The sequence below is a fragment of the Uliginosibacterium paludis genome, assembly GCF_039631355.1.
Classification (GTDB): domain Bacteria; phylum Pseudomonadota; class Gammaproteobacteria; order Burkholderiales; family Rhodocyclaceae; genus Uliginosibacterium; species Uliginosibacterium paludis.
Map to the genome: position 1 here is coordinate 758,070 of NZ_JBDIVF010000001.1, position 24,425 is coordinate 782,494.

At 64.6% G+C, this 24,425-nt stretch carries 25 protein-coding genes; 11 read left to right on the plus strand and 14 right to left on the minus strand.

The genetic code is table 11. From position 1 onward, the window contains the following. Positions 1 to 242: 242 nt before the first annotated feature. The 4 genes from ABDB87_RS03660 (at position 243) to ABDB87_RS03675 (ending at position 3,320) form a co-directional block, all read left to right on the plus strand. Positions 243 to 1,016, plus strand: a complete 774-nt coding sequence (locus ABDB87_RS03660) for an SDR family oxidoreductase (RefSeq protein ID WP_345924202.1) — start codon at positions 243 to 245, stop codon at positions 1,014 to 1,016. 139 nt (positions 1,017 to 1,155) lie between these two features. Continuing rightward, positions 1,156 to 2,112: an N-acetyl-gamma-glutamyl-phosphate reductase gene (argC, locus tag ABDB87_RS03665; protein ID WP_345924203.1), complete on the plus strand. Its 957-nt coding sequence runs from the start codon at positions 1,156 to 1,158 to the stop codon at positions 2,110 to 2,112. A 1-nt stretch (position 2,113) separates the two neighbouring features. Further along, entirely contained in the window at positions 2,114 to 2,704 is a 591-nt protein-coding gene (locus ABDB87_RS03670; RefSeq protein WP_345924204.1) for a phosphoheptose isomerase, read from the plus strand. 1 nt (position 2,705) lies between these two features. Further along, positions 2,706 to 3,320, plus strand: coding sequence for a BON domain-containing protein (locus ABDB87_RS03675; protein WP_345924205.1), 615 nt, complete (start codon positions 2,706 to 2,708; stop codon positions 3,318 to 3,320). A 78-nt stretch (positions 3,321 to 3,398) separates the two neighbouring features. Here the strand turns inward: ABDB87_RS03675 and ABDB87_RS03680 are convergent, their stop codons facing one another. The 10 genes from ABDB87_RS03680 to ABDB87_RS03725 all read right to left on the minus strand — a co-directional run bounded on the left by ABDB87_RS03680 (position 3,399) and on the right by ABDB87_RS03725 (position 11,977). After that, entirely contained in the window at positions 3,399 to 4,331 is a 933-nt protein-coding gene (locus tag ABDB87_RS03680) for a sensor histidine kinase (RefSeq protein WP_345924206.1), read from the minus strand. Continuing rightward, the gene (locus ABDB87_RS03685; protein WP_345924207.1) at positions 4,324 to 4,971 is read right to left on the minus strand and encodes a response regulator transcription factor; all 648 of its coding nucleotides are present in this window, start codon (positions 4,969 to 4,971) and stop codon (positions 4,324 to 4,326) included. The genes ABDB87_RS03680 and ABDB87_RS03685 overlap by 8 nt, the downstream gene beginning before the upstream one ends. 93 nt (positions 4,972 to 5,064) lie before the next feature. Continuing rightward, entirely contained in the window at positions 5,065 to 5,487 is a 423-nt protein-coding gene (locus tag ABDB87_RS03690; RefSeq protein ID WP_345924208.1) for a nuclear transport factor 2 family protein, read from the minus strand. A gap of 8 nt (positions 5,488 to 5,495) precedes the next feature. Continuing rightward, on the minus strand, positions 5,496 to 6,269 hold the full coding sequence (locus tag ABDB87_RS03695; protein WP_345924209.1) for an SDR family NAD(P)-dependent oxidoreductase: 774 nt from the start codon (positions 6,267 to 6,269) through the stop codon (positions 5,496 to 5,498). Positions 6,270 to 6,321: 52 nt separating this feature from the next. Then, entirely contained in the window at positions 6,322 to 6,855 is a 534-nt protein-coding gene (locus ABDB87_RS03700) for a DUF3833 domain-containing protein (protein WP_345924210.1), read from the minus strand. Then, the gene (locus ABDB87_RS03705; protein WP_345924211.1) at positions 6,852 to 8,114 is read right to left on the minus strand and encodes an MFS transporter; all 1,263 of its coding nucleotides are present in this window, start codon (positions 8,112 to 8,114) and stop codon (positions 6,852 to 6,854) included. The genes ABDB87_RS03700 and ABDB87_RS03705 overlap by 4 nt, the downstream gene beginning before the upstream one ends. Then, the gene (locus ABDB87_RS03710) at positions 8,111 to 8,623 is read right to left on the minus strand and encodes a chalcone isomerase family protein (protein WP_345924212.1); all 513 of its coding nucleotides are present in this window, start codon (positions 8,621 to 8,623) and stop codon (positions 8,111 to 8,113) included. Before ABDB87_RS03710 ends, ABDB87_RS03705 begins: the two co-directional genes overlap by 4 nt. Beyond that, positions 8,620 to 9,870, minus strand: a complete 1,251-nt coding sequence (locus ABDB87_RS03715) for a class I SAM-dependent methyltransferase (RefSeq protein WP_345924213.1) — start codon at positions 9,868 to 9,870, stop codon at positions 8,620 to 8,622. The genes ABDB87_RS03710 and ABDB87_RS03715 overlap by 4 nt, the downstream gene beginning before the upstream one ends. After that, entirely contained in the window at positions 9,867 to 10,631 is a 765-nt protein-coding gene (locus ABDB87_RS03720) for a DUF1365 domain-containing protein (RefSeq protein ID WP_345924214.1), read from the minus strand. The genes ABDB87_RS03715 and ABDB87_RS03720 overlap by 4 nt, the downstream gene beginning before the upstream one ends. Next, on the minus strand, positions 10,628 to 11,977 hold the full coding sequence (locus tag ABDB87_RS03725; RefSeq protein ID WP_345924215.1) for an NAD(P)/FAD-dependent oxidoreductase: 1,350 nt from the start codon (positions 11,975 to 11,977) through the stop codon (positions 10,628 to 10,630). The genes ABDB87_RS03720 and ABDB87_RS03725 overlap by 4 nt, the downstream gene beginning before the upstream one ends. A gap of 125 nt (positions 11,978 to 12,102) precedes the next feature. On the opposite strand from ABDB87_RS03725, the gene ABDB87_RS03730 reads away from it, so the two are divergent. The 5 genes from ABDB87_RS03730 (at position 12,103) to ABDB87_RS03750 (ending at position 17,309) form a co-directional block, all read left to right on the plus strand. After that, complete coding sequence (locus ABDB87_RS03730; RefSeq protein ID WP_345924216.1) at positions 12,103 to 13,029, plus strand: MerR family transcriptional regulator; 927 nt, start codon at positions 12,103 to 12,105, stop codon at positions 13,027 to 13,029. 49 nt (positions 13,030 to 13,078) lie between these two features. Then, entirely contained in the window at positions 13,079 to 13,567 is a 489-nt protein-coding gene (rfaE2, locus tag ABDB87_RS03735; RefSeq protein WP_345924217.1) for a D-glycero-beta-D-manno-heptose 1-phosphate adenylyltransferase, read from the plus strand. Between the two features lie 169 nt (positions 13,568 to 13,736). Continuing rightward, positions 13,737 to 14,966, plus strand: coding sequence for a pectinesterase family protein (locus ABDB87_RS03740; protein WP_345924686.1), 1,230 nt, complete (start codon positions 13,737 to 13,739; stop codon positions 14,964 to 14,966). A 171-nt stretch (positions 14,967 to 15,137) separates the two neighbouring features. After that, positions 15,138 to 16,070: a cysteine synthase A gene (gene cysK / locus ABDB87_RS03745; RefSeq protein ID WP_345924218.1), complete on the plus strand. Its 933-nt coding sequence runs from the start codon at positions 15,138 to 15,140 to the stop codon at positions 16,068 to 16,070. Positions 16,071 to 16,163: 93 nt separating this feature from the next. Beyond that, the gene (locus tag ABDB87_RS03750; protein WP_345924219.1) at positions 16,164 to 17,309 is read left to right on the plus strand and encodes a MalY/PatB family protein; all 1,146 of its coding nucleotides are present in this window, start codon (positions 16,164 to 16,166) and stop codon (positions 17,307 to 17,309) included. 65 nt (positions 17,310 to 17,374) lie between these two features. Here ABDB87_RS03750 and ABDB87_RS03755 read toward each other — a convergent pair whose 3' ends face one another. Continuing rightward, a complete protein-coding gene (locus ABDB87_RS03755; RefSeq protein WP_345924220.1) occupies positions 17,375 to 17,998 on the minus strand; it encodes a response regulator in 624 nt (207 codons plus the stop codon). A 127-nt stretch (positions 17,999 to 18,125) separates the two neighbouring features. Then, positions 18,126 to 19,532, minus strand: coding sequence for a replicative DNA helicase (gene dnaB / locus ABDB87_RS03760; protein ID WP_345924221.1), 1,407 nt, complete (start codon positions 19,530 to 19,532; stop codon positions 18,126 to 18,128). Positions 19,533 to 19,689: 157 nt separating this feature from the next. On the opposite strand from dnaB, the gene ABDB87_RS03765 reads away from it, so the two are divergent. Next, a complete protein-coding gene (locus ABDB87_RS03765; RefSeq protein ID WP_345924222.1) occupies positions 19,690 to 21,177 on the plus strand; it encodes a hypothetical protein in 1,488 nt (495 codons plus the stop codon). Positions 21,178 to 21,186: 9 nt separating this feature from the next. Here the strand turns inward: ABDB87_RS03765 and ABDB87_RS03770 are convergent, their stop codons facing one another. Next, the gene (locus tag ABDB87_RS03770) at positions 21,187 to 22,395 is read right to left on the minus strand and encodes a YihY family inner membrane protein (RefSeq protein WP_345924223.1); all 1,209 of its coding nucleotides are present in this window, start codon (positions 22,393 to 22,395) and stop codon (positions 21,187 to 21,189) included. Positions 22,396 to 22,470: 75 nt separating this feature from the next. Between ABDB87_RS03770 and ABDB87_RS03775 the strand changes: the two genes are divergently transcribed. Then, complete coding sequence (locus tag ABDB87_RS03775; RefSeq protein ID WP_345924224.1) at positions 22,471 to 22,839, plus strand: DUF2069 domain-containing protein; 369 nt, start codon at positions 22,471 to 22,473, stop codon at positions 22,837 to 22,839. 33 nt (positions 22,840 to 22,872) lie between these two features. Here the strand turns inward: ABDB87_RS03775 and ABDB87_RS03780 are convergent, their stop codons facing one another. After that, a complete protein-coding gene (locus ABDB87_RS03780) occupies positions 22,873 to 24,417 on the minus strand; it encodes a 2-isopropylmalate synthase (RefSeq protein ID WP_345924225.1) in 1,545 nt (514 codons plus the stop codon). Positions 24,418 to 24,425 lie beyond the last annotated feature (8 nt).

The following is a 24,425-nucleotide window of genomic DNA, read 5'->3' on the forward strand; positions in this document are numbered from 1 at the left end:
CAAGAGCCGCGCGGGAAGCCGCCCCTGTGCGGCGCTGCACAAGTGCGCCTGCCCATGGATTGGGGTAAACTCCAAAGGCTTTTGTGCCGCACGCACCGGCCCGGATCGCCTCCGGCGGACAGCCCGATGACACGTCGGGCCTCGCATCGCGAACCGGAATCCGGACCTGGCGGGCGCCACTGAACACCGACGGCCCACTCCCCCTTGCGGACGGGCTTTTTCAATAATGGGAGAGTTACAGAATGAGCAATCCTTTCGATCTGACCGGCAAGGTCGCCCTCATCACCGGCGGCGCCCAGGGTATCGGTGCAGCCATCGCCGCCAAGGTCGCTGAAGCCGGCGCCAATGTCATCTGTGCCGACTTCGCACCGATGGCTGCCGAATCCACCGCCGCCATGGACGCTGCCGTCGCCAAGACCGGTGGCAAGTGGTGGTATCTGCAAGCCAACCTGACCGAGAAGGGTGCTCCCCAGAAGGTCATCGACGAAGCCGTGAAGCTGGCCGGCCAGGTCGACCTGCTGGGCAACGTCGCCGGCACGATCCGCCGTGCTCCGTTCCTCGAGCACACCGAAGCCGATTTCGACTTCGTCATGCAGATCAACCTGTACGCGCCGATGTACCTGTCGCAAGCCTTCTGCCGCCACGTTGTGGGCCGCAACGGCACCGGCAAGATCATCAACATCTGCTCGATGCTCTCCTACCAGGGCGGCATCCTGGTGCCGGGCTACACCGCGTCCAAGCACGGTATCGCCGGCATCACCAAGCTGATCGCCAACGAAATGGGCACCAAGGGCATCAACTGTAACGGCATCGCCCCGGGCTACATCGCCACCGCGAACACCGCCCCGATCCGTGCCGATGCAGAACGCAACAAGGCCATCCTGGACCGCATCCCCGCTGGTCGCTGGGGCGAGCCGGAAGATCTGGCCGGCACTGCCGTGTTCCTGTTCTCCGCCGCTTCCGACTACCTGAACGGCACCATCATCAACGTTGATGGTGGCTGGCAGGCACGCTGAGCCCAAGCTGCCGGGTCTTCCAGACCCGGCCTGAGACTTGAGCTGAAAAAACCCCTTCCGGGTGATCGGAGGGGGTTTTCTTTTGGGTCCCTCGTTTACAATCCGCTCTCCCCTGCGTCAAACGCACCCCGAGGCAAGCATGACTTTCAAGGTTTTCATCGACGGCCGTCACGGCACCACCGGTCTCAAGATCGACGAACGTCTGGCCGGCCGCGCCGACATCGAAGTGCTGACGATTCCCGACGACCAGCGCAAGGATCCGCGCGTCAAGGCCGAGTTCATCAACCGTGCCGACATCGTGTTCCTTTGCCTGCCCGACGCAGCCTCAAGGGAATCCGTCGCGCTGCTGGCACCGGGCAACACCCGCACGCGCTTTCTGGACGCCAGCACCGCGCACCGCACGAATCCGGACTGGGTCTATGGCCTGCCGGAACTGCCCGGCCAGCGCGAACGCATCCGCCACTCCCAACGCATCGCCGTACCGGGTTGCCACGCCACCGGCTTCATCCTGCAGGTCGCACCGCTGATCGCGGCAGGCATCGTGCCGGCGGACTATCCGCTCACCTGCACCTCGCTGACCGGCTATTCCGGCGGTGGCAAGGAAATGATCGCCGACTATGAAACGCAGGGCGCTCTGCCGGATCACATGCTGAGCCCGCGCATCTATGCGCTCGGGCTCGCCCACAAGCATCTGCCCGAGATGAAGGCGCTGACCGGTGCGGCTCACGCACCGGTGTTCAGTCCGGTCGTCGGTCCGTTTGCTCAGGGCATGCTGGTTTCGGTCCCGCTGCTGCCGCGCCTGCTGCCCGGCCAGCCCGGGCCGGAAGTGGTTCATGCCGCACTGTCTGCGGCCTATGCCGGCGAAGCCTGCGTGAAAGTCATGCCCCTGGGCGGCAGCGAGGGCGTCGAAGCCGGCTTCCTTCCTGCAACGCGCTGCAATGACACCAATCGTGCCGAGCTCTTCGTGTTCGGCCACGGTGAGCAGATCCTGCTGGTAGCCCGCTTCGACAATCTCGGCAAGGGAGCTTCGGGCGCGGCCATCCAGTGCATGAACATTGCACTCGGCTGCGATGAACTGACCGGCCTGGCGATCTGACATGGATCTGGCTTCCCGCATCGCGCTGCACTTCGAAGACAGCGCCCACACCATCATGTCGGCCTCCGAGATGCTGGCCGTGCCCATCGCGGAGGCGACGGATCTGATGGTCCGCAGCCTGCTCGCGAACGGCAAGATCCTCGCGTGTGGCAACGGCGGCTCCGCTTCCGACGCCCAGCATTTCGTATCACAGCTCATCGGCCGGCATGAACGCGAACGGCCCGAACTGGCCGCGATCGCGCTCAATACCTGCAGCGCGACCATGAGTGCGGTCGCCAACAGCTATGCGTGGGATGAAGTGTTTGCCAAGCAGATCCGCGCACTCGGTCAGCCGGGTGACGTGCTGCTCGCCATTTCCACCAGCGGCAACTCGAGCAGCGTGATGGCTGCCATCGAGGCTGCGCACGAGCGCGACCTGCGTGTCGTCGCGCTCACCGGCAAGGGCGGTGGCAGCATCGGCAGCATGCTGCGCGAGGGTGACATCCACCTGTGCGTACAGCACGAACGCACCTCGCGCATCCAGGAAATCCATATTCTTGCCATCCACTGCATCTGCGATGGCATCGACTGTTTGCTGATGGGAGAAGAATGAGATGAAACTGCGCCCCCTGATCCTGGCCGTGGCAACGGCCAGCCTGCTCCAGGCCTGTGTTCCCCTGATCGTCGGCGGCGTGGCCGGTGGCGTGGTCACCGCCATCGATCGCCGCACCTATGGCGAACAGTTCCGCGACACCGAAATCGAACGCACCTTCAATCACAATTTCTCGAAGGAGCTCGAAGCAAGGACCGCGGTATCCGGTCATGCCTTCAATAGATGGATGCTCCTGACCGGTCAGGCCATCGATGAAAAGGCGAAGGCTGAAGTCGAAGCGCTTGCGCGCAGCGTGCCGAATGTCCGCGAGGTCTACAACGAGATCACCATCGGCTACCCGGCCTCCTTCACCACCCGAGCCAATGACCGTCTCGTAGCGTCCAATCTCAAGGCCCGCCTCCTGGACGCGAAGGAAGTCTCGGCCATCCATGTCAACGTCATTTGTGAAGGAGGCACGGCATATCTGATGGGCATGCTGACCGACGCCGAGGCACGTGTCGCCATCACCATCGCCCGCAGCACGCAGGGCGTTGCCAAGGTCGTGAGCCTGATCGAGATCATTACGCCTGAGGTCGCGCGTCAGCGCACGATGCAGACCGAGCCCGCCAAGAACTGAACCGGCACCGGATTGAAGAGAAAAACAAAAGGCGCCTGAGCGCCCTTTGTTTTTCCGGAAACCTTCCGGGCGCCGTCTTCAGGCCCTGTCCAGCTCCAGCCGGAACACGCTTCCCCGCCCCGCACGGGACGCAAAACCAAGACGCCCGCCCATGTAGCTTGCACAGCGTTCAGCCACCACCAGGCCCAGCCCGCGATCAACAAGCTCCTGACCATAACGCCCGCCAGGCTTGAGAACGTCGCCGAAAAGCTCGGGCGGAATGCCGGGGCTGCTGTCCCAGACTTCAATTACGGCCTTGCCGTGCCGACGCCTGCACCCCACGACCACGCCACCTTCCCGCGTTGTGCGCAGGGCATGCTGGACCAAACGCTCAAGCGCCCGCCCGAGCAGAACCGCGTCAGCCTTCACCGCCAGCCGGCTGGGGATGTGCCGCACATGCAGCCCGCGCTCCTGCGCGTCATCGAGATGCGCACTCACCACCGCAGACATGAACGCCTCGACCACCAGCACCTCGATGGCCGGGGTCTGCCTGCCCGACTCGAGACGTGCTATCGCAAAGACCGCTTCGATCTGTTCGGACAATTGTTCGACCGCCGATTCGATGCCACTCACGAGTTTGCGCGAGGCCTCGGGCAAAGCGTGTGCAGACAGCGTCGCCGCGAAGAGTCCGGCCGCCTGGACCGGCTGGCGAAGGTCGTGCGACATGCTGCTCAGAAACAACACGCCGGCATCGGCACGATGATCGGATATTGCGGCAGCCTGAACCGGCTGCACCGTTTGGGGTACGGCGGGCGTGACGGCGGGAGCAGCTTGCAAGCCCGCAAGCTGCTGCTCCAGCAAGAACCAGACTACTCCGAAAAGCGCCCCGCAGAGCGCAAGCGGCAGCGCACCACTCGCCCGATCGAAAAGCGCGGCCAGCAAACCAAGCACCGACAAGGCCAGGCCGGTGGCAAGGAGGCAGCGCATGCGGGTCATGAAGCGTGCCGCAATCGCGGCACGTGTGTCATGCATCTTCCGGTGGCATCGAAAGATTGAGGGTCTGACCGACCAAAATCGCTTGCGAGCGCGTATTGACGCCCAGCACGTGGTAGACCGAAGTCAGGTGCATTTTCACGGTGCGCTCGGAAAGATCGAGACGCTGCGCGATTTCCTTGTTGGAAAGACCTTCCATCAGGCAGCACAGCACCCGCTCCTGCTTGGGGCTCAGCTTCGGGCGAGGACGGGACTCGCCGTTACCGCGAGCACGCTCGGCATGATCGTCATAGAAGCGACGGCCCGCCAGCAACGCGCGGACACCATCGACCAGTGCGGCGGGATCCATGGACTTGGAGAGGAAGCCATCCGCATCCGCCTCGCGTGCCAGCTGGCGATAGATCGGCGCATCCTGACCGGAGAAGATCGCGACCGGCACGCCGGGCACTTCGCGACGCAACAGGCTCATGAGACGCAACCCGTCGCTGTCGGGAAGCTTCAGGTCCAGCAGGACCAGATGGAAGGTACGACCGGCTCGCAACGCTGATACCGCCTCCTGAGCCGATGCAGCACAGACGATTTCCCCGCCGGCAAGCAGCGGTTCGAGCATGGACTTGAGTGCATGCTGCAGAAGTGCATGGTCGTCGACCAGCAGGATGTTGCGCGCAAATACGTTCATAAGCTCCACCAGTCTGTCTTTGCCGAGCCGGGCTGTACTTTGCAACCCGCATTGAATATATGCCCGAAAGGTTACCGCAATTTGCAGGAACGCCTATAGGGACTTCACTGTCGCCGACAAACGCGAATAGAGCTTCCGGAGCACCCAGCCAAGCAGCGGAATGCCCATGAACAGGGCCTTTGCGGGGTCCCAGTAATCTTCGTGGCGGCAAACCTGCCCATTCGGGTCAAACCCGATACAACTCACTCCTTGTATCTCGAAAGCAACGTCCTGGCGCCGGAAGTTCATCTGCCACCGCAGCATTGCACTCGCTTCACCCCGGCAGCATTCGACCACCTTGAAGCGCGGCGCGTCGAGTTCCTCGAACATCGCCAGGAAAATGCCTTCAATCGCCTTCACCCCTCGCACATCATTGAAGGGGTCGATGAAACGGGCATCCGGTGCGTAAAACACGGCCGCCCGGCTCACCGAGCCGGGCGAAAGCGTCTGATACCAGTCGATCAGATCCGCCAGCATTGCATCGCTCATTGACCAAGCCTTCCTGCAAGGGCGAAATGGATGCGCACCGGCAGGATACGCAAGAGTTTGAGGAAACGGGAAAAGCGCTTGGGAAAATGGATTTCGAACTCGCCACGCGCGAGCCCTGCCACGATCTCGCAGGCGGCCTCCCGGGCACTGATCAGGGCAGGCATGTGAAAGGTATTGCGCGCCGTCAGCGGTGTTGCCACGAACCCGGGGCTGACCAGGCTGACCGCTATCCCCTTCGGCAGAAGATCCATGTACAGCGTCTCCGCGAAGCTGATCAGCGCAGCCTTGGAGGGGCCATAGACTGCCGCATTCGGCAGCCCGCGATAGCCGGCCACGCTGCCAACGATGACCAGATGCCCCCGTCCGGCAGCCAGCATGCCGGGCAGGACCGTCGCGACGCCATCCATGACGCCGAGCAGATTGACCGACAGCGTGCGGCGGATGGTCTCCGGCGTCAGCTCCCAGGCGCGCAGCGGCTCGTAGGTGCCCGCATTGAAAACGACCAGCTCCGGCCCTCCCTCTTCCGGCCAGGCCTGCCCGGCCGCGGCCGCCCAAGCCGCAGAATCGGTCACGTCAAAGGGCACGGCTTCCGCATGCCCAAGCTCCAGCGCCAGCCTCTGCAGCGCCTCCCTGCCCCGTGCAGAGAGCAGCAGTCTTGCGCCGCGGGACGCCAGTTCGCGTGCCAGTGCCTCGCCGATACCGGTCGAAGCTCCCACGATCCAGACTCTTTTCCCCTGCCAGTCAGGCACTTTCGGATTGAGCGATTTCATTGCTGCGTTTCCGTCGGAACTCCCGGGGTGCGAACCCCGGCATGCCGGCTCTTCAATCCTGCCGGGTAAAGGAGAGGGTGACCTGCCCGAGCTCGAAACCGAACTTGCTCATGGCCGACCTGTTGAGCATGACCTTGTCATCCATCAGGAACATCCAGTCATCAAAGTCGACGTGATAGACCTTGCCGTCCACCGGCAGGGCCAGCACATATCGCCAGCGCAGCGCATTGCCAGCGAGCTCGCCGCGGGCTTCACCGACCACGTCATCCGCCCGCCCGGTGTAGCTGCCATCGGCCTGCCGCACGAGCGTCCAGACGCGGCGCTGCTTCGTGCCGTCGGAATACGTGAAATCCTCGTCCAGCGTACCAACATCACCTTTCCATGACGCCTGGATGATCACCTTGAATCGCTTGACCACACGCCCGGAGCGGTCCTGAAACATGCCCTGCGCATCGAGCCGCCCCTTGAAGTATTCCTGCAGGTCCAGGCGTGGCGTCTCTGCGCGGTAGTCGCTCACTTCCACGCCGGCGCAACCGGTCAGCAGCAGCGCTCCGAACGCCGCAGCCAGCATCTTCTTCAGCTTCATGATTCACGCTCCCTGCGCGCCAGCCGCCAGAGCAGCCCCAGCGCGACGAGTTTCAGAAAAGCCGGCACGCCGGCATATACCCAGGCCAGGGCTGCATGCCCGGCCTGACCTGCCGCACCCGGCACGTATCCCAGCCAGCCCAGCAAGGGCAGCGCGCAACCGGCCGCCAGCGCGAGATTCAGCTTGGCCATGAAATTCCACCAGCCGAAACAGCTTCCCGCACCGATCCGCTCGCGTTCGACCAGGTCTGCCAGCATCGAGGCCGGCAAAGCGAGGTCGGCGCCCAGGGCCAGCCCGGAGAGCAGGCAGACAATGGCGAAGGACACGGTATCCCCCGGCCCGAGCGCACCTGCGCCCGCAAAGCTCAGGACCGCCAGCAGCATTCCCGCCCCCCAGGCAAAGGCCTTGCCGCGTCGCCGGGCAAACCAGACCCAGAACGGCAGGCCCGCCGCGCCGGCAACGAAGTACAGACCGAGAAAGAGACCGGTGTAGTTGCCGGCCTGAAGGACGTCTGCAACGAAGAACAGCACCAGTGAAGCGGGAATCGCCGCGGCGATGCCACTGAAGGCGAAGACCCGCAGCAAGCTGCGAAACGCCGGAGCCCGGAGGGCGTCGAAGACCTGCCCTGTTGCCTGACTCACCGGTCGTGCGACCGGCTGCAAACGCCAGATCGCCATCACACCGGCCAGCAGGCCCAGGGCGAATACGACTCTCAACTGGGCCAGCCCCTCCGAGAGTGATGACGAAAGCATGCCCGGCAGAATCGCCGCAAGCAGCACTCCCGCCAGCGCGAAGCCTTCCCTCGCCGCGGCAAGGCGTGTGCGCTGATGCGGATCGAGCGCAAGCTCGGCCCCCAGCGCATGATGATTCACGCTGGCCAGCGAGTAGCCCAGATAGACCAGGAAGAGCATGCCAAGCAGCCAAAGGCTCGCGGACGGTCCCTGCGGCGGCGCCAGCAAGCCGGCGTAACCGGTGATCAGCATCGGAACGGCGGCGGCAATTGCGTAGCGGCGAACCCCACGGCGATCACTCCACCAACCGATCAGTGGATCAGTAAAGGCGTCCCATGCCCGCGCGATCAACAGCAAGGTGCCGATGCTCGCCAGGGACAGCCCCGCCTCGGCATACAGGCCCGGCAGATGAACGTAGATCGGCAGCGCGACAAATGCCAGAGGCATGCCGAGCAGGCCGTAGCTGACGAGCGCGCCCGTCCGGATGGCCCCTCCGGACGCCGGGACGGCCGCCGAAAGCACACTCATGGGAGCCCCAGCAGGCGGGCCCTGAGAGCGGGCTCGCGGGTCCGTGGGTCCAGCCAGATGGCGAAGAAGGCCCGCGCAAAATCGGCATCCGGAATGTCGGCCCGCAGGCGTCCGGCGGACCAGAACTGCACCCGTCCGGCAGGCAGGCTGACGCCGGTGATGCTGTCGCCTTCACGCACGTCCGGAAACGCCTGTTCCATCCAGGCACGCCAGCGTGCGAGCTTGGCTTCGTCGTTCGTACCGAGCCGGCGCAGCTCGTCCATGCTGGCCTCCACGATGCGCGCCGACGGAATGCTGCGGGCATAGGTCAGGGTGAGGGCGAAGGGTTGTTCCAGCGCGAAGGATTCCGCACCGGACCAGAGGCTGGCCTGATAGAGGCGAAGCCCGAACCAGCGCATCTCGCCCTGGCCCAGCAGATGCCAGCGCTCCGCCCCCGGCAGCCCGGGCGGCGACGAGGCTGCCGCGAGCGTGGCGGCGAGGAGCAGCAGGCAGGCCAGCAGCGGTTTCACGGCGTGCCCCGCGCGCTCAGCACGTACTGCCAGACGTCGGTGTTGCGGGCATTGAAGCCAGCCTCGCAATAGGCCAGGTAGAAACGCCACATGCGCATGAAGGTTTCGTCGAAGCCCTGGGCGCGCACTGCGTCCGCCTTCGCGTCGAAGCGTGTCAGCCATTCACTCAGCGTGCGCGCGTAGTCGAGACCGAAAGCCTTGCTGGCCACGATGCGGAGCCCGGCGCGATCGGCCTGATCTGAAAACGCGGACGGCGAGGGCAGCATGCCGCCCGGGAAAATATAGCGCTGGATGAAGTCGACATCCTTGCGGTAGTGCTCGAAGAGCGCATCGTCAATCGTGATCGCCTGGATCACCGCCCGGCCGCCCGGTTTCAGAAGCGCCTGCAGCTGCGAGAAGTAGGAGGGCCAGAAGGCCTCGCCTACCGCCTCGATCATCTCGATGGAAACGATGTGGTCGTATTGCCCGCGAAGATCCCGGTAGTCACAGAGCATGAAGCTGGCGCGATCGGCAAACCCGTTGCGCTCGGCGCGGTCCCGGGCCCAGGCCAGCTGCTCGTGAGAAAGCGTGACACCGGTCACCCGCGCACCGAACTCGCGGCAAGCCACCTCGGCCAGCCCGCCCCAGCCGCATCCGATTTCGAGCAGATGCTGACCCGGCTGTACGCCGGCACTGCGCAGGGCGTGGCGATACTTCTCGAGCTGTGCGGATTCGAAGCTGGCCTCCGGCTCCGACCACATCGCGCTGGAGTAGCTCATGGTGTCATCGAGCCAGAGCCGATAGAAATCGTTGCCAAGATCGTAATGGGCCTCGATGTTTTTCTTCGAGCCGCGTCGGGTGTTGGCGCGCAGCCGATGCCAGAGCCAGTGCCCTGCCAGTCGCCAGGCATTGCCGTGAATCGCCCGCTCGAGCACCGGGCGGTTGCGCGCCAGCAGGCTCAGCAATGCGGGCAGCCTGTCTGCCTCCCACTGCCCTGCCATGAAGGCTTCGGCAAAGCCGATGGAGCCACTGGCCAGGATTCGCCCGAACACGGCCTCGTCATGCAGGGTCAGGGTGGCGCACTGCTCGCCGTGCCCTACGAGCCGGGCGCTGCCGTCGGGCAGACGCAGCATCAGGCTGCCTCCCTCGATGCGGTCAAGCATCGACAGCATGAGGCGCATGGCTCGCGAAGGCTTCCGGCGAGCGGAACCTGATGCTTGCGTCATGCCATCGGCGGTAATGCTTGCGCTGCTGTTCTGGCTGTTCATGTTCGTTCCTGGACGGGCGGAGAAGGTTTTCTGAATATCGTCACGCGACGAAGCACAAGGCGCAGCGCCTGCAGATTGATGCGGGCTACAACGCCGAAAGTGAGCAGCGGGCACCCTATCCAGGCGCGCAGCAGGCTGCCGGCAGACAGCACTTCATGGCGTCCGGACACACGGGTCGCAAGCTGGAGCAGGCCGCCGTCGAGATAATCGATGGCAACGGCGAGATGGCTGCCGTGCGTACTGAAACGGAAGCGGTACTCGCCACGCACCGGGTAGAAGGGCGACACGTGAAACACCTTGCGCGCGCGCAGTTCGTCACCTGCGCGGATCTCGCGATGGTCTTCATGGCAGATGAGGTAGTTGTGATGCTCGCCGAAGGTGTTGTTCACCTCGGCCAGCACCGCCCTCACCCGCCCTTCCTCATCAAGGCAGTACCAGAAGCTGACCGGATTGAAGACGAAGCCGAAGAGCCGCGGCAGGGTCTGCAGCAGGACGTCACCATTGCAGGCCGCTGCCAGACCGTGCCTTTGCAGGATCGCGCGGATCCAGGGCTCCAGGGGCGAACCGTCACGCGCGCCATGGTCGCGGTTGAAAAAGGAAAACAGGCGCCAGCGTTCGATGCCGAGCAAGGCGTTACCTGACTCCTTCAGGCGCGAGAGCGGCAGGCACAGCATGAAGAGCGCATAACTGAAGCGGTTGTTCACCGGCAGATGCCGCTCGTGCATGACGGCGCCGCGCAGCACGGTCGCGACCGTTTTCACGCATGCACCTCGTCGAGCATGAGCTGGCGTGCCCGCCAGGGTGCCGCCACGCCGAACATCGCGGCCACATTCACCGCGGAGCGCAAACCGTCCTCGTGAAAACCGTAGCCGGTCCAGGCGCCCGCAAACCAGCTCCGATGACGCCCCTGCAATGCAGGCAGATGGGCCTGCGCATCAATGGCGCCCTGATCGAAAACGGGATGGTCGTAGTCGAACTCGGCCAGCACATGCCCGGCAGACGGCTCCTTGAAAGGATTGAGCGTCACCATGACAGGGGAATGGAAGGGCAACGGCTGCAGCTGGTTGAGCAGATAGCTGACCGAGACCGGACGCTGATCGGCCCGGCCCTCGCCGGCCATGTAGTTCCAGGCCGACCACACCTTGCGCCGGCGCGGCAGCAGCGCCGGATCCGTGTGCAGCACGGCACGGTTCGGCTGATAGCGGACGGCCCCCAGAACGGCGCGCTCGGCTGCGGTCGCCTCCTCGCCCAGAATGGCGAGGGTGGTGTCGCTGTGGCAGGCAAACACGATCGCGTCGAACTGCTCGCTGCCTGCATCGCACACCACCGTTACCCCGCCTGCATCGCGTATCACCCGGCGCACCGGCCAGTTCAAACGCAGGTCTGAAATGCCCGCCAGCATGCGCTTTACATATTCGCGCGACCCGCCACGAACGGTCAGCCACTGCGGCCGGTCGAGAATCTGGAGCAGACCGTGGTTGTGACAGAAGCGCAGGAAGGTGTTCAGCGGGTAATGCAGCATCTGCTCGGTCGGACACGACCAGATGGCGGCCGCCATCGGCAGCAGATAGCCATTGCGGAAAGACTCGCTGTAACCGTTCCGGTCCAGATACACGCCCAGCGGAACATCAGGCGCGGCATGCTCGCGCGCCAGGCGGGTGGTCTCGGCATTGAAGCGTCGGATGTCGCGCAGCATCTGCCAGAACGCGGGACGGGCAAGGTTCGCCCCCTGGGCAAACAGCGTGGCCACGCTGGTGCCCGCCCACTCGATATCTTCGGCACCAAGACTCACGCCGAAAGACATGTCGCTGGCGGCCACCGGTACATCGAGTGCAGCAAAGAGCCCGCAGAGCTCGGGATAGGTCCGCCGGTTGAAGACCAGAAAGCCGGTATCGACCGGATGGCGGATGCCGTCGACCGTCACGTCGACCGTGTTGGCATGGCCGCCCGCATACGCACCGGCCTCGAACAGGGTCACCCGATGCTGCCGGCCGAGCAGCCAGGCCGCACCCAGCCCGGCAATCCCGCCACCGACCACGGCAATGCGCAAGGCGCGATCCTGACGGCTGGCAGCGGCGTTCGAGGGGACGAGGTCATCCAGTTTCATGTCGGGCTCCGGAGCGGGTTCGGGCAATATTCGGTCTTGAGGTGGTCGCATAGTTTTGTCCTGGACAAAAATGCGGCTTGTTCCTACGATAGGCATCAGATTGATCCAGGTCAACTCCCGAATTCATGACTCGCTCCGACAAGCCTGAAGATCTGCTGGGCATCTCCGCGGTCGAACGCGACACCGGCTTGCTCAAGGAAACCCTGCGCGTCTGGGAACGCCGCTACGGCTTCCCCATGCCTCAGCGCGACGCCTTGGGCGAGCGCGTCTATCCGCGCGCGCAGGTCGAGCGTTTGCTCCAGTTCCGCCGGCTGATGGACCAGGGCTGGCGCCCCGGCAAGCTCATGGCGCTGAGCGAAGCGGCGCTGCAGGCCCTGCTCGCCTCCTCGGCCGGCGCGGCGCCCCCGCCCGAGGTGACGGCCATTCTCGACACGCTTGCCGCCCGCGATGCCGTCGCCGTGCGCCGGTGTCTGGGCAACAGGCTCGCCCGCGACGGCCTTGCCCGTTTCGTCCTGGAATACGCCATTCCGGTCTGTGTGGAAATCGGTCAAGCCTGGGCGCGGGGCGATCTGGATGTCGGGCAGGAACACCTGTTTACCGAACAGTTGCAGAACTGCCTGCGCGAAGCGATCAGCCAGACCGACATTGAAGCGAGCCGGCCGCGCATCCTGCTCACCACTTTTCCGGACGAGCAGCACACCCTCGGCCTGCTCTTTGCCGAAGCCCTGCTCGCGCCGGCAGGTGCGCGCTGCTCATCGATCGGCGCAAGTACCCCTCTGGCAGACATTTCCCGCACCATGCTCGATGGCGATTTCGACGTGCTGGCGCTCTCGTTCAGCGCGGCCTTCCCGGCGCGGCAGGCGCTCAGCGGCCTGCAGGAACTGGCCGCGCGGCTGCGCGAGGGCAGCGAGATCTGGGTGGGCAGCGCGGTACTGGCGGCCAAGCCCAAAGCCTTGCCCGGCGTACGTTACCTTGCACGCATGGAAGACACCCTGAGTGCGCTCGAAACCTGGCGGGACGCGCATCCGCCGGCCGGTCCGGCGGCGGGGTGAGGAGTCCGGCTGCTAGAATCGCCACTCCCTCACTTCAGGCCGCCCGACCATGGACTACGCCCGCCCCGAGTTCGAAAACCGCATCGTCGCTCCGCAGGATCTCGCCCGCCGCATTGCGGAACTGCCCCGCCCGCTGGTCTTCACCAACGGCTGCTTCGACATCATCCACCGCGGCCATGTCACCTATCTGGCGCAGGCGCGCGCGCTCGGCGCCTCGATGATCGTGGCGCTGAATACCGACGCCTCGGTGAAACGCCAGGGCAAGGGGGACGATCGCCCGATCAACAGCCTGGCCGACCGGGCCGCAGTCATGGCCGCGCTGCGCTGCGCCGACATGGTGACCTGGTTCGACGAGGACACGCCCATTGCACGCATCCTCGAATGCAGGCCGGATATCCTGGTCAAGGGCGGCGACTGGCCGGTGGAAAAAATCGTCGGCTACACCGAAGTGCTCGGCTGGGGGGGCTCGGTGCATTCCATCCCCTTTGAGGTGGACCGCTCCACCACGGCGCTGCTGGGCAAGATCCGCGCACTCTGACCGCGGTCCGGCCCGCCGGGCGGCCGGACAACTCATGTTCGTTGCGCGGGGCCAACATGAAAAAGATTCACACTTGGCATGCGGACAGCGCCCCGCGTAGATTGTTGTTCCCGGTTACACCGCCGGGGGAATATTCCCCCGGCATCTGAGGAGGAAACGAGTGAAAAACATGCAATCCATGCTGGGTCTTGCCGTCCTGTCCACGCTCCTGGTGGCTGGTTGTGCCACCTCCGGCGGCTCTGCGCCCGCAGCATCCACGGCAACCCGCCCGCAGCTGAGCGCCTCGCAGGCAGCAGAACACACCCCGGCAGCCTACTTCGCTCGCAGCGGCAGCGTGGATGCCCTGAAGGCAGACGCCTGGGACCCGGTCGCGAACGGCATTGGTGACGTGAAGGGCTTCAAGCCCGCCTTCACCGTTGCCGCGGATGGCTCGGGCACCCACAAGAGCGTGCAGGAAGCGCTCGACGCCGCCGTGGCAAAGGGTGGCACGGAGCGCCTCTACATCCTCGTCAAGCCTGGCACCTACCGCGGCCAGACCTGCCTGAAGGGCGGCGCACCGGTCACCCTCTACGGTCTGGACGACGATGCCGGCAAGGTCGTGATCGTGGACAACAAGTCCAATGGCACGCCCAAGGACAAGGCCGTGACACTCAATGCCTGTGAAGGCCGCTCGGGCGCAGACAGCTACGGCACCAGCGGCAGCTCCAGCTTCCTCGCCTATGCAGACGGTTTCCAGGCCAAGAACCTGACTTTCTCGAACGACTTTGACGAGCAATCCGCCCAGCGCGGCCTGCAGGCCGTGGCGATCACCACCCGCGGCGACAAGCTGATCTTTGAGAACGTGCGCTTCCTCGGCAACCAGGACACCCTGCAGGTTTCCTCGCCCAGCGTCGGCGTGATCGCCCGCAGCTACTTCAGCAATGTCTATATCGAAGGTGACGTCGACTACGTCTTCGGTCGCGGCATCGCCGTGTTCGACAAGGCCGAGTTCAAGAGCGTTGCCCGCGAACGTGCCGAAGGCAGCGGCTACGTTTTCGCACCGAGCCATGCCCAGCTGTATCCCTACGGCTTCCTCGCCATGAACAGCAAGTTCACGTCCGATGGCAAGCTCGCCGCCGGCAGCGCTTCGCTGGGCCGTGCCTGGGACGACTCCTCCGGCGCCTTCAAGGCCGCCGATGGCAAGACCTACCTCCCCAACGGGATGACGGTCATCCGCAACTCGGTGATCGGCACGCATATCAATGCCGTCTCGCCCTGGAGCGGCGCGGCCTCCACCAACCGCGCGTTCAGCGCTGACAAGCCGGTCACTATCCAGTTCGGGAATCCGAAGGTGGATACCGAGTTTCCGGCCAATCGCCTGTACGAGTCGGGCAACAGCGGTCCGGGCGCGGCAAAGTAAGCACCTGACGGCAAAAGGCCGGCCGGCAGAGCCTTCAGGCCACTGCCGGCTGGCCAGTCCCCAAGCGCCTCGCAAACTCTGCGAGGCGTTTTTCATGCCGAACGACTGTTTACATAGAGCAGGACGGCCGAATTAGAATCGGGCGATCAATACCCTCTGAGGAGACGCAGAATGAAGGTTGCAGCCAATGTCACCGAGCTGATCGGCAATACCCCGCTGGTTCAGCTCAATCGCCTCACAGCCGGCATCGATGGCCGCGTGCTCGCCAAGCTGGAGTTCTTCAATCCCGCTCACAGCGTGAAGGACCGTATTGCCGCCGCGATGATCGAAGCCGCGGAGAAGGCCGGCAAACTCACGGCTGACAGCATCATCCTCGAACCGACCTCGGGCAACACCGGCATCGGCCTCGCCATGGTCTGCGCCGCCCGCGGCTACAAATGCGCCTTCGTGATGCCGGAGACCATGAGCCGCGAACGTCGCCTGCTGCTCAAGGCCTATGGCGCCGAGCTGATCCTCACCCCCGGCCCGGAAGGCATGCCGGGCGCGATCCGCAAGGCCCAGGAGCTTGCCGCAGCCGATTCGCGCTACTTCATCCCGCAGCAGTTCGAGAACCCGGCCAACCCGGCGATCCATCGCAACACCACCGCCGAGGAAATCTGGCGGGACACCGATGGCACGGTCGACCTGTTCGTGGCGGGCGTCGGTACCGGTGGCACGGTCACCGGCGTGGGTGAAGTACTCAAGGCGAGGAAGCCTGGCGTGAAGGTTTTCGCGGTCGAGCCGGATGCGAGCCCGGTACTCTCCGGTGGCGCACGTGGCCCGCACCCGATCCAGGGCATCGGCGCCGGCTTCGTGCCCGAAATCCTGAACACCGCGGTCTATGACGAAGTCGTTCGCGTGGCGAATGCGGATGCTTTCGACATTGCCCGTCGCATGGCGACCGAGGAGGGGCTGCTGGTCGGCATCTCGAGTGGCGCGGCGGTCTGGGCTGCGCTGCAGCTGGCGCGTCGGCCGGAAAACGCGGGCAAGACCACGGTGGTGATCATTCCGAGTTTCGGCGAACGTTATCTGTCGACGCCACTTTTCGAGCATCTCGCGGTCTGATCGATATCAGCCCCGCAACCGGAACAGGGCGCTTCGGCGCCCTGTTTGCTTGCCGGCCCCCTACACTTCCGTTTTGCTTCAAGAAAGACGCTCATGACCGCAGATTTCCTGACACCGCCCGACCGGCGCCATTCCGATAGCATCAAGTGGCAGCGCTACGCAGGCCGAGACATCCTGCCGATGTGGGTCGCCGACATGGACTACGCCATCCCCGAGCCGGTGCAGCAGGCCCTGCAGGACCGCGTCGCACATGGCGTGTTCGGCTACGCCCATCCCTCCGAATCGCTCCGGCAAGCCATCGTTGAAGGCATCGAGCGTGACCATGGCTGGCGGATCGACGCCGACTGGCTGGTCTTCCTGCCCGGCGTGGTCAGCGGCTTCAACCTCACGGCACGCCTGGCCGGGGAGCCGGGCAGCAACATCCTGGCCTTCCCGCCGGTCTATCCGCCGATCCTGACCGCCGCAGGCAACCAGGAGCGCAGCCTGCTGCGCAGCGAACTCGTGCTCGCCGGCGGTCGCTGGGAGTATGACTGGGCCGGGCTAGACACCCTGCTCGAAACCCGCCGCGCACGCGCGATGATGCTGTGCAACCCGCACAATCCGGTCGGACGAAGCTGGAGCCGCGAGGAGCTGACCCGCCTGGCCTGGTACGCCGAAAAACACGACTGGCTGATCTGCTCCGACGACATCCATTGCGGTCTGGTGATCGATCCGGCGCATCCCTATACGCCGATCGCCTCGCTCGACGAGGCGGTCGCACAACGCACGATCACGCTGATGGCGCCCTCCAAGACCTGGAACATCCCGGGCCTCGGCTGCGCGTTTGCGATCATCCCGAATGCCGGGCTGCGCAAGCAGTACATTGCCGCGGGCCGAGGACTCATGCCGGACGTGAACATCCTCGGTCTGGTCGCCTGCGAAGCCGCCTACCGCGAGGGCGACGCGTGGCGTCAGGCACTGCTCGCTCAGCTGCGCACCAACGCAAAACGCCTGCTGGAAGCAGTCAATGCGCTGCCCGGACTGAGCATGACGCCAGTGGAAGCTACCTATCTCGCCTGGATCGATTGCCGCGGGCTGGGCCAGTCCGGTCCGCAGAAATATTTTGAAACCCACGGCCTCGGCTTTTCCGACGGACGCGACTTCGGCATGGAGGGTTTCGTGCGCATCAACTTCGCCTGCAGCCCGACCCTGCTCGAAGAAGCCATCCGTCGCCTCGAGCTGGCAGTGCGCGCCGCCTGAAGGCGGCCGCGTGCCAAAAGAAAACGGCAGCCCGAAAGCTGCCGTTTGCATTCACCCGCCGGGACTCAGCCCACACGCCGCTGCATCTGCATCAGACGCGCCTGGATGTAGCCCTTGAGTTCGCGGAAGGGAATCGGCTTGCCGTAGATCAGGACGTCTTCGGGCAGCCCGCCCTGCTCGTCAATGTCTTCCTGCGAGAGGCCGGTAATCACGATGATGTCCATGCCGGCCAACTGGGGATCGGCGCGCAGCTTGCGGATCATCGCGAAGCCGTCGAGATCGGGCATTACCAGGTCGGCCACGAGCAGGTCGGGCGTGTTGCGGCCGATCTCCATCAGGCCCTCGAAGCCGGACGCGACGATCTTGACGTTGACCGGCATGTCCCAGGTCGCAACGGTTTTTTCGTAGAGCGCCTGCATCAGGCGGTCATCTTCGGCAATCAGCACCCGCAGCTCGGGCACCTTGGCCGCAGCGCGCTGGGCCGGCCCGGCCTGGCGCTTGCGCAGGAAGGCTTCGACGGAAGTCACCCGGATGCGGCGGTGGCCGCCGGCGGTCTTCCAGGCATCGAGCAAACCGTTTTCGACCATCTGCTGGACGGTACCCAGAGACACGCCAAGCATCTGTGCGGCATCGCTGGTACTGCAGAATTCGCGATCCGGTTTGCCATTGGCCGGCAGGGCGTCAGACATTCATGAACCTCGGTGTAATTGAACGTTCGTTTCACGCCCTTGCAGGGCAAGCGCACCGATTGTAACGCACGCCCGTAAGCCCTCATGTCTTATCCGACGACCGCGCGAATGCAACAAGGGAAAGCCCTTAGTAGCCAGCGCCCTGAACATAGTTCTCGAAACGGGTGTACTCGCCGATAAAGGTCATCGGAACCATACCGGTCGGGCCGTTACGGTGCTTGGCGATGATCAGCTCGGCCTTGCCCTTGTCCTGGGTGTCCGGGTTGTAGATCTCGTCGCGGTACACGAACATGATGATGTCGGCATCCTGCTCCAGCGCGCCGGATTCACGAAGGTCAGAGGCCATCGGGCGCTTGTCCGCACGCTGCTCCAGGCTGCGGTTGAGCTGAGAGAGCGCCATGATCGGCACGTTGAGCTCCTTGGCAAGCCCCTTTACCGAACGCGAGATTTCCGACAGTTCGGCCGCCCGGTTGTCGCTTTCCTTGTGCGACTGCATCAGCTGCAGGTAGTCGATGATGATGAGCCCCAGCTTGCCGCCGCATTGCCGGTGCAGACGGCGGGCGCGAGCGCGCAAGTCGATCGGGTTCAGGCCGGGCGTTTCATCAATGAAGATCTGCGCTTCGTGCAGCTTGCCCAGCGAATAGGAAAGCCGCTGCCATTCGTCGTCATTGAGCTGCCCCGTTTTGAGCCGGTGCTGGTCCAGCCGGCCGACCGAGGAAATGAAGCGCATGACGAGCTGGGTGGCCGGCATTTCCATCGAGAAGATCGCGACCGGCAACTGCCCTTCCAGCGCCACCGCCTCGGCGATGTTGAGCGCGAACGAGGTCTTGCCCATACCGGGGCGGCCTGCCACGATGATCATGTCGGTGCCATGCAGGCCGGACGTCATCTTGTCGAGATCCGCGAGACCGGTCGGCACGCCGGTCACCGCGGCCGGGCTGTCGCGGTCGTACAGTTCCTGGATGCGCTCGACCACCTGGCTCAGCACAGGCTGGATCGCTATGAAGCCGGCCTCCTGACGGGCGCCCTCGTCCCGGATCGCCAGGATCCGCGATTCGGCATCATCCAGGATCAGGCTCGCGTCCCGTCCGGCGGGCGCCAGCGCACCGGCCGCGATTTCGTCGCCCACGGTCACCAGCTTGCGCAGGATGGCACGCTCGCGAACGATCTCGCCATAGCGCCGGATGTTCGAGGCCGAGGGCGTGTTGTTCGCCAGCTCGCCCAGATAGGCCAGACCACCCGCATTCTGCGCCTCGCCACTCTTGTCGAGCGACTCGAAAACGGTCACTACGTCGGCCGGTTTGCCCTGCTCGATCAGGCGGGCGATGTGGTGGAAGATGCGGCGATGCTCGTCGCGGTAGAAATCGACCTCGGTCACCAGGTCGGCAATGCGGTCCCAGGCCGAGTTGTCGAGCATAAGACCGCCCAGCAGGGACTGCTCGGCCTCGATCGAGTGGGGTGGCAGCTTGAGTGCCCCGATTTGCGGGTCCATTACCTGCGGACCGCTGGAGCGTTCCTCACGAGTGCGTGCCATGATTTCCTGAACTGCAAAAGCGTGAAGTTTAATGCAGAGCCTCGCATTGATCCCACAAGAATCTCCGACAAACGTGCATCATGAGGCCTTGAAGCCGGCTGAGCGCCAGCGCTATCCGGGCTAGAATTGCTTATCTTTGCTGATGGCCGATAGAGGCATGTCGACTGACCCCTTGAACACTGCAGATCCGACTCGCCCGATCGTTGAGTGGCTCAACGCGCCACCTTCCCGCGACATCACCACCGAAATCCTCGCGCTGGACGAACAGCTCGACGCCCTCCACGGCCCGAGCATCAGCAGTCAGCAGTTCCACCACTGCATCGAACTCTTTCATGCGCGAGCCCAGGCGCTTGCGGTAGCCCACCGCCACGCACTGCGTGCCGAAGCCCTGCCGCTGCCTTCGCCAGTCCTGACCCGCGCTCGCGCCGTGTCGGCATCGCTGATGCGTGTCGCCCAGGGCTTCGAACGCGTCCTCACCGACGCGGATGCCCGATCCGGCCTGCCGCAGAAGCGCCTTGACGAAACCACGCCTGCACGGGCCCTTCGCCTGCTGTGCGAGGTCTTCCTGGTCATGAGCCAGGCGGGGCTTGAGCCAGACCCGGAGCTGTGGCGCCTCGCCTGGCGGCTCTACTCCATCTCGCGCAATGCCAATGGCGCCGTGGAGCCCGCGGCCAACCCGGTCGAAACCGCCCTCTTCGCTTACAAGCGCCTGCTCGCGATGCCCTCGCTGGCTCCGGCCGAGCTCGCGCCGGCCGAGCTCGACTGGGCTGCGGATTTTCTCGGCCGCGTCACGAACCTGGTGCATGTGCAGGAGACGAGACCTCCTTCACTCGACGGAGCCTGGTACTGGCTGGACCCGGCGGGCAGCGCCGAACCACAGGCCTGCGTGCGCCGCGAAGCGCCAGAGGGCAGGAGCCTGCTGTTTTTCTCGACGACCGGGCTCGCCCGCCGCGCAAGCGAATTGCTGCTGCGCCACGCCAGCCCGGGCGAGCTGCCGGAGCTCATGACCCACCCGGACTTTCCCGGCGTGCTACCTGTTCCGCTGCTGGAAAAGCTGCATGCGAGATGGTCGGTTCCGCCGCGCAGGGAACAGTCCCGCCGCCGCCAGGATTACCCGGTTCAGGCCTGCGTCGGCCTGAGTGCGATCTGGAACACGCTCCGTTACGGCAACGACGCAGACCTCATCACCGAGTGGTCGGTCATCAACGAAAGTCCGGGCGGCTACGCGATCATGAATGTCCAGGGGCGTGCTGCCGGGCTGCAAGCCGGCATGGCGATCGCGCTGCGACGCGATCCGAGGGATACCTGGAGCCTCTGCGTGGTGCGCTGGATCCGCAGTGACGCGATCAACCAGATCGAAATCGGGCTGCAGATGCTCTCGCGCGGCGCCATTCCGGTCAATGTCGGATTCCGCGGTGCCGAGCGCGATGTAGGCATCGTGCGGGCGCTGGTACTGCCGGTGCTGCCCGCACTGCGCCAGCATCAGGCCGTGATGGCGCCTGCCGGCACCTACAGTTCGCGCCGCTTCACGCTGGTGTCAGACATCGATCGTGTCTATGTCGCGCAATGCCGACTGCTGAGTCTCGACCTGCAGACCTCAGGCGTGGAACTGTTCCAGTTCGAAATCGACCCCTATCCGCTCTGAGTTGCTGGCTCACGCAGCCGACCCGCTGACCGGCGCCCCGAGCGAAGCGCGCATCACGCCCAGACGCTCCTCCAGCAAGGCAGCATCCGCGCCCGAGAGCCCCGGCGCCTTGAGGTCTTCCGGCAAAATGCCGATCACGATCCGCGTCAGCAAATCGCCGAAAGCCAGACGATCGCCGGGAATGCCCAGCATCCAGGCGCCTTCCTCGGTCCGCACCACCCAGGCTGCATCCCGCATGTCTCCCAGGATCTGCTCGATCTGCTCCGGCGTCTGCCTGCAGGTGCTGGCCAGACTGTTCGTGTCGCAGGCACGCCCGGTCTGCTGGGCAAGTGTCAGCGCCTGAACCAGCCGCACGACAGCGACCACCTTGCCCGCCGGAGTGGCCGGCAGCAACTGACGACGCGACGTGAACTCCGGCATCACGGCGGCCACCGTGGCGCCGAGCAGGATCACCAGCCAGGTCAGATACACCCAGATCAGGAAGATCGGCAGCACGGAAAAGGTGCCGTAGATCAGTGTGAAATTCGGCAGTTTGGCCAGATAGAAGCCGAACAGGCGCTGCACGAGCACGACACCGATGCCGGCCACCAGCCCTCCTGCCACTGCATGCCAGAAGGTGAGGCTGCGGTTGGGCACGACATGGAACAGGAAAACGAACAGGGCCGACAGCAGCAGCGCGGTGCCGGCCCTGTCAGCCAGACCACCGGCCAGCCCGCTGTGACGGACCAGGTCGGTGTTCATCAGATCGCTGGTGGCCGCGATGCCTGCCGCGAAAATCACCGGGCCCAGCGTCAGCGCCAGCCAGTAGACCGGAATGCGCACATACCAGGGGCGCGGCTTGCGAACGACCCAGATGCTGTTGATCGTACGGTCGATGGTTGCAAACAGCATGATGGCGGTCACAACCAGAAAGACGGTGCCCACTACGGTCAGGCTGGAGGCTTTCTCCGAAAACTGCAGGGCATAGGTCGCAACGACCTTGCCAGCCTTCTCCGGCAACAGGTTCTGCAGAAGGAAGCCGCGCATGCCTTCGCCCAGTTTCATGAAGGGCGAGAACTGCCGCATCATGGTCAGCACGACCGTGACCATAGGCACCAGCGAAAGCAGGGTGGTGTAGGTCAGCGAACCCGCCGTCTGCATGCCGCGGACCTCGGCGAACTTGCGCCGCACGAGTTCGAGAAGATGGTAGGCGGAGTGATCCTGGTATCGTTGTTTCATGGAGGGGAAACCGTCTGTTTGCTGCCCGTATAATGGCGCGCTGCCGTCTGGCAGACATGCCGCCGGAACCTCACGATGCCGAAACTCAAAACCCTGCAACTCGGTACCTGCAGCCTGCTGCTGGCACTGATTGCATGCTGCCTTGTCACCGAACTCTGGCTCGCACCACTGCGCCCCGGGGGCTCGTGGCTGGTGCTCAAGGTGCTGCCGCTGCTCGCGGCACTCCCCGGCATTCTCAACGCGCGCCGTTACACCTTCCAGTGGCTCAGCCTGGCAATCTGGGTCTATTTCGCCTGGGGCATGGTCAGCGCATGCTCGGGCAAAGGCAACAGCATTCCGCTGGGAGCACTCGAGGCGCTGCTGGCCGCGCTGCTCTTTGCAGTCTGCGCGGCCTATGCGCGCGCTTCGGCTCCGTCACGCCAGCGCAGCAACAGCCCGTCCTGAAAGCCGCCCCGCCTGCTGGCGAGGCCCGGGCGATCAGACCATGGTGCCTTGCGGATCCGCCCTCATCCGGCCGGATGCAAGACGGTTGAGCGCATTGATGTAGGCCTTGGCCGAAGCCACGATGATGTCGGTATCCGCGCCCTGCCCGTTAACGACCCGTCCGTCCTTCGCCAGACGCACCGTGACTTCGCCCTGGGCATCCGTTCCGCCGGTAATGGCATTCACCGAATACAGCAGGAGCTGTGCGCCGCTCTGCGCGATGCTTTCGATGGCCTTGAAGGCGCCATCGACCGGACCGGAGCCATTGGCATCGGCACGCTGCTCCTGACCGCTGACCGAGAGCGTGATGCCGGCATGCGGCACTTCGCCGGTCTCCGAGCTCACTCGCAGGGAGAGCAGCTTGTACAGCTCGACTTCGGGCGTCACCACTTCGTCCGACATGAGTGCCTGCAGGTCTTCGTCGAAAATTTCCTGCTTCTTGTCGGCCAGATCCTTGAACCGCGCAAAAGCCGCGTTGAGCTGCTCTTCGGACTCGATGACCACGCCCAGCTCCAGCAAGCGGGCCCGCAAGGCGTTGCGGCCCGAAAGCTTGCCGAGCGTCAGGCGATTGGTCGTCCAGCCCACATCCTCGGCGCGCATGATCTCGTAGGTTTCGCGATGCTTGAGCACGCCGTCCTGATGGATGCCGGACTCATGCGCGAAGGCGTTCGCCCCGACGATAGCCTTGTTCGGCTGCACCGGATAACCGGTGATCTGGGACACCAGCTTGGAAGCCGGAACGATCTGGGTGGTGTCGATGTGCGTCGTGACCGGGAAGATGTCGGCACGGGTACGCACCGCCATCACGACCTCCTCCATGGAAGCATTGCCGGCCCGCTCGCCCAGCCCGTTGACCGTGCACTCCACCTGCCGTGCGCCGACCATGACGGCGGCCAGCGAATTGGCCACCGCAAGGCCGAGGTCGTTATGACAATGCACTGACCAGACGACCTGATCGGAATTGGGCACGCGCTCGATCAGCTGCCGGATCAGGCCGGAAAACTGCTCCGGCGTGTTGTAACCAACGGTATCCGGCACATTGATGGTCTTTGCACCGGCCTTGATGACGGCCTCGAAGACGCGGCAGAGATAATCGATCTCGCTGCGCCCCGCGTCCTCTGCGGAAAACTCGACATCATCGGTGTACTGCCGTGCCCAGCCGATCGCACGAACCGCCTGCTCGACGACCTGGTCGGGCGTCATGCGCAGCTTCTTCTCCATGTGGATCGGGCTGGTCGCGATGAAGGTGTGGATGCGGCCGGCGTTTGCAGGCCGGATGGCTTCGCCGGCACGAGCGATGTCCTTCTCGCTGGCACGCGCGAGCGAGCAGATGGTGGAGTCACGCACCGCTTCGGCCACTGCCCGGACTGATTCGAAGTCGCCGTTCGATGCGGCCGCGAAACCGGCCTCGATCACATCCACCCGCATCTTTTCGAGCTGGCGCGCAATACGCACCTTCTCGTCACGCGTCATCGACGCGCCGGGGCTCTGCTCGCCATCGCGCAGGGTGGTGTCGAAAATGACCAGACGATCAGACATTCGGATTC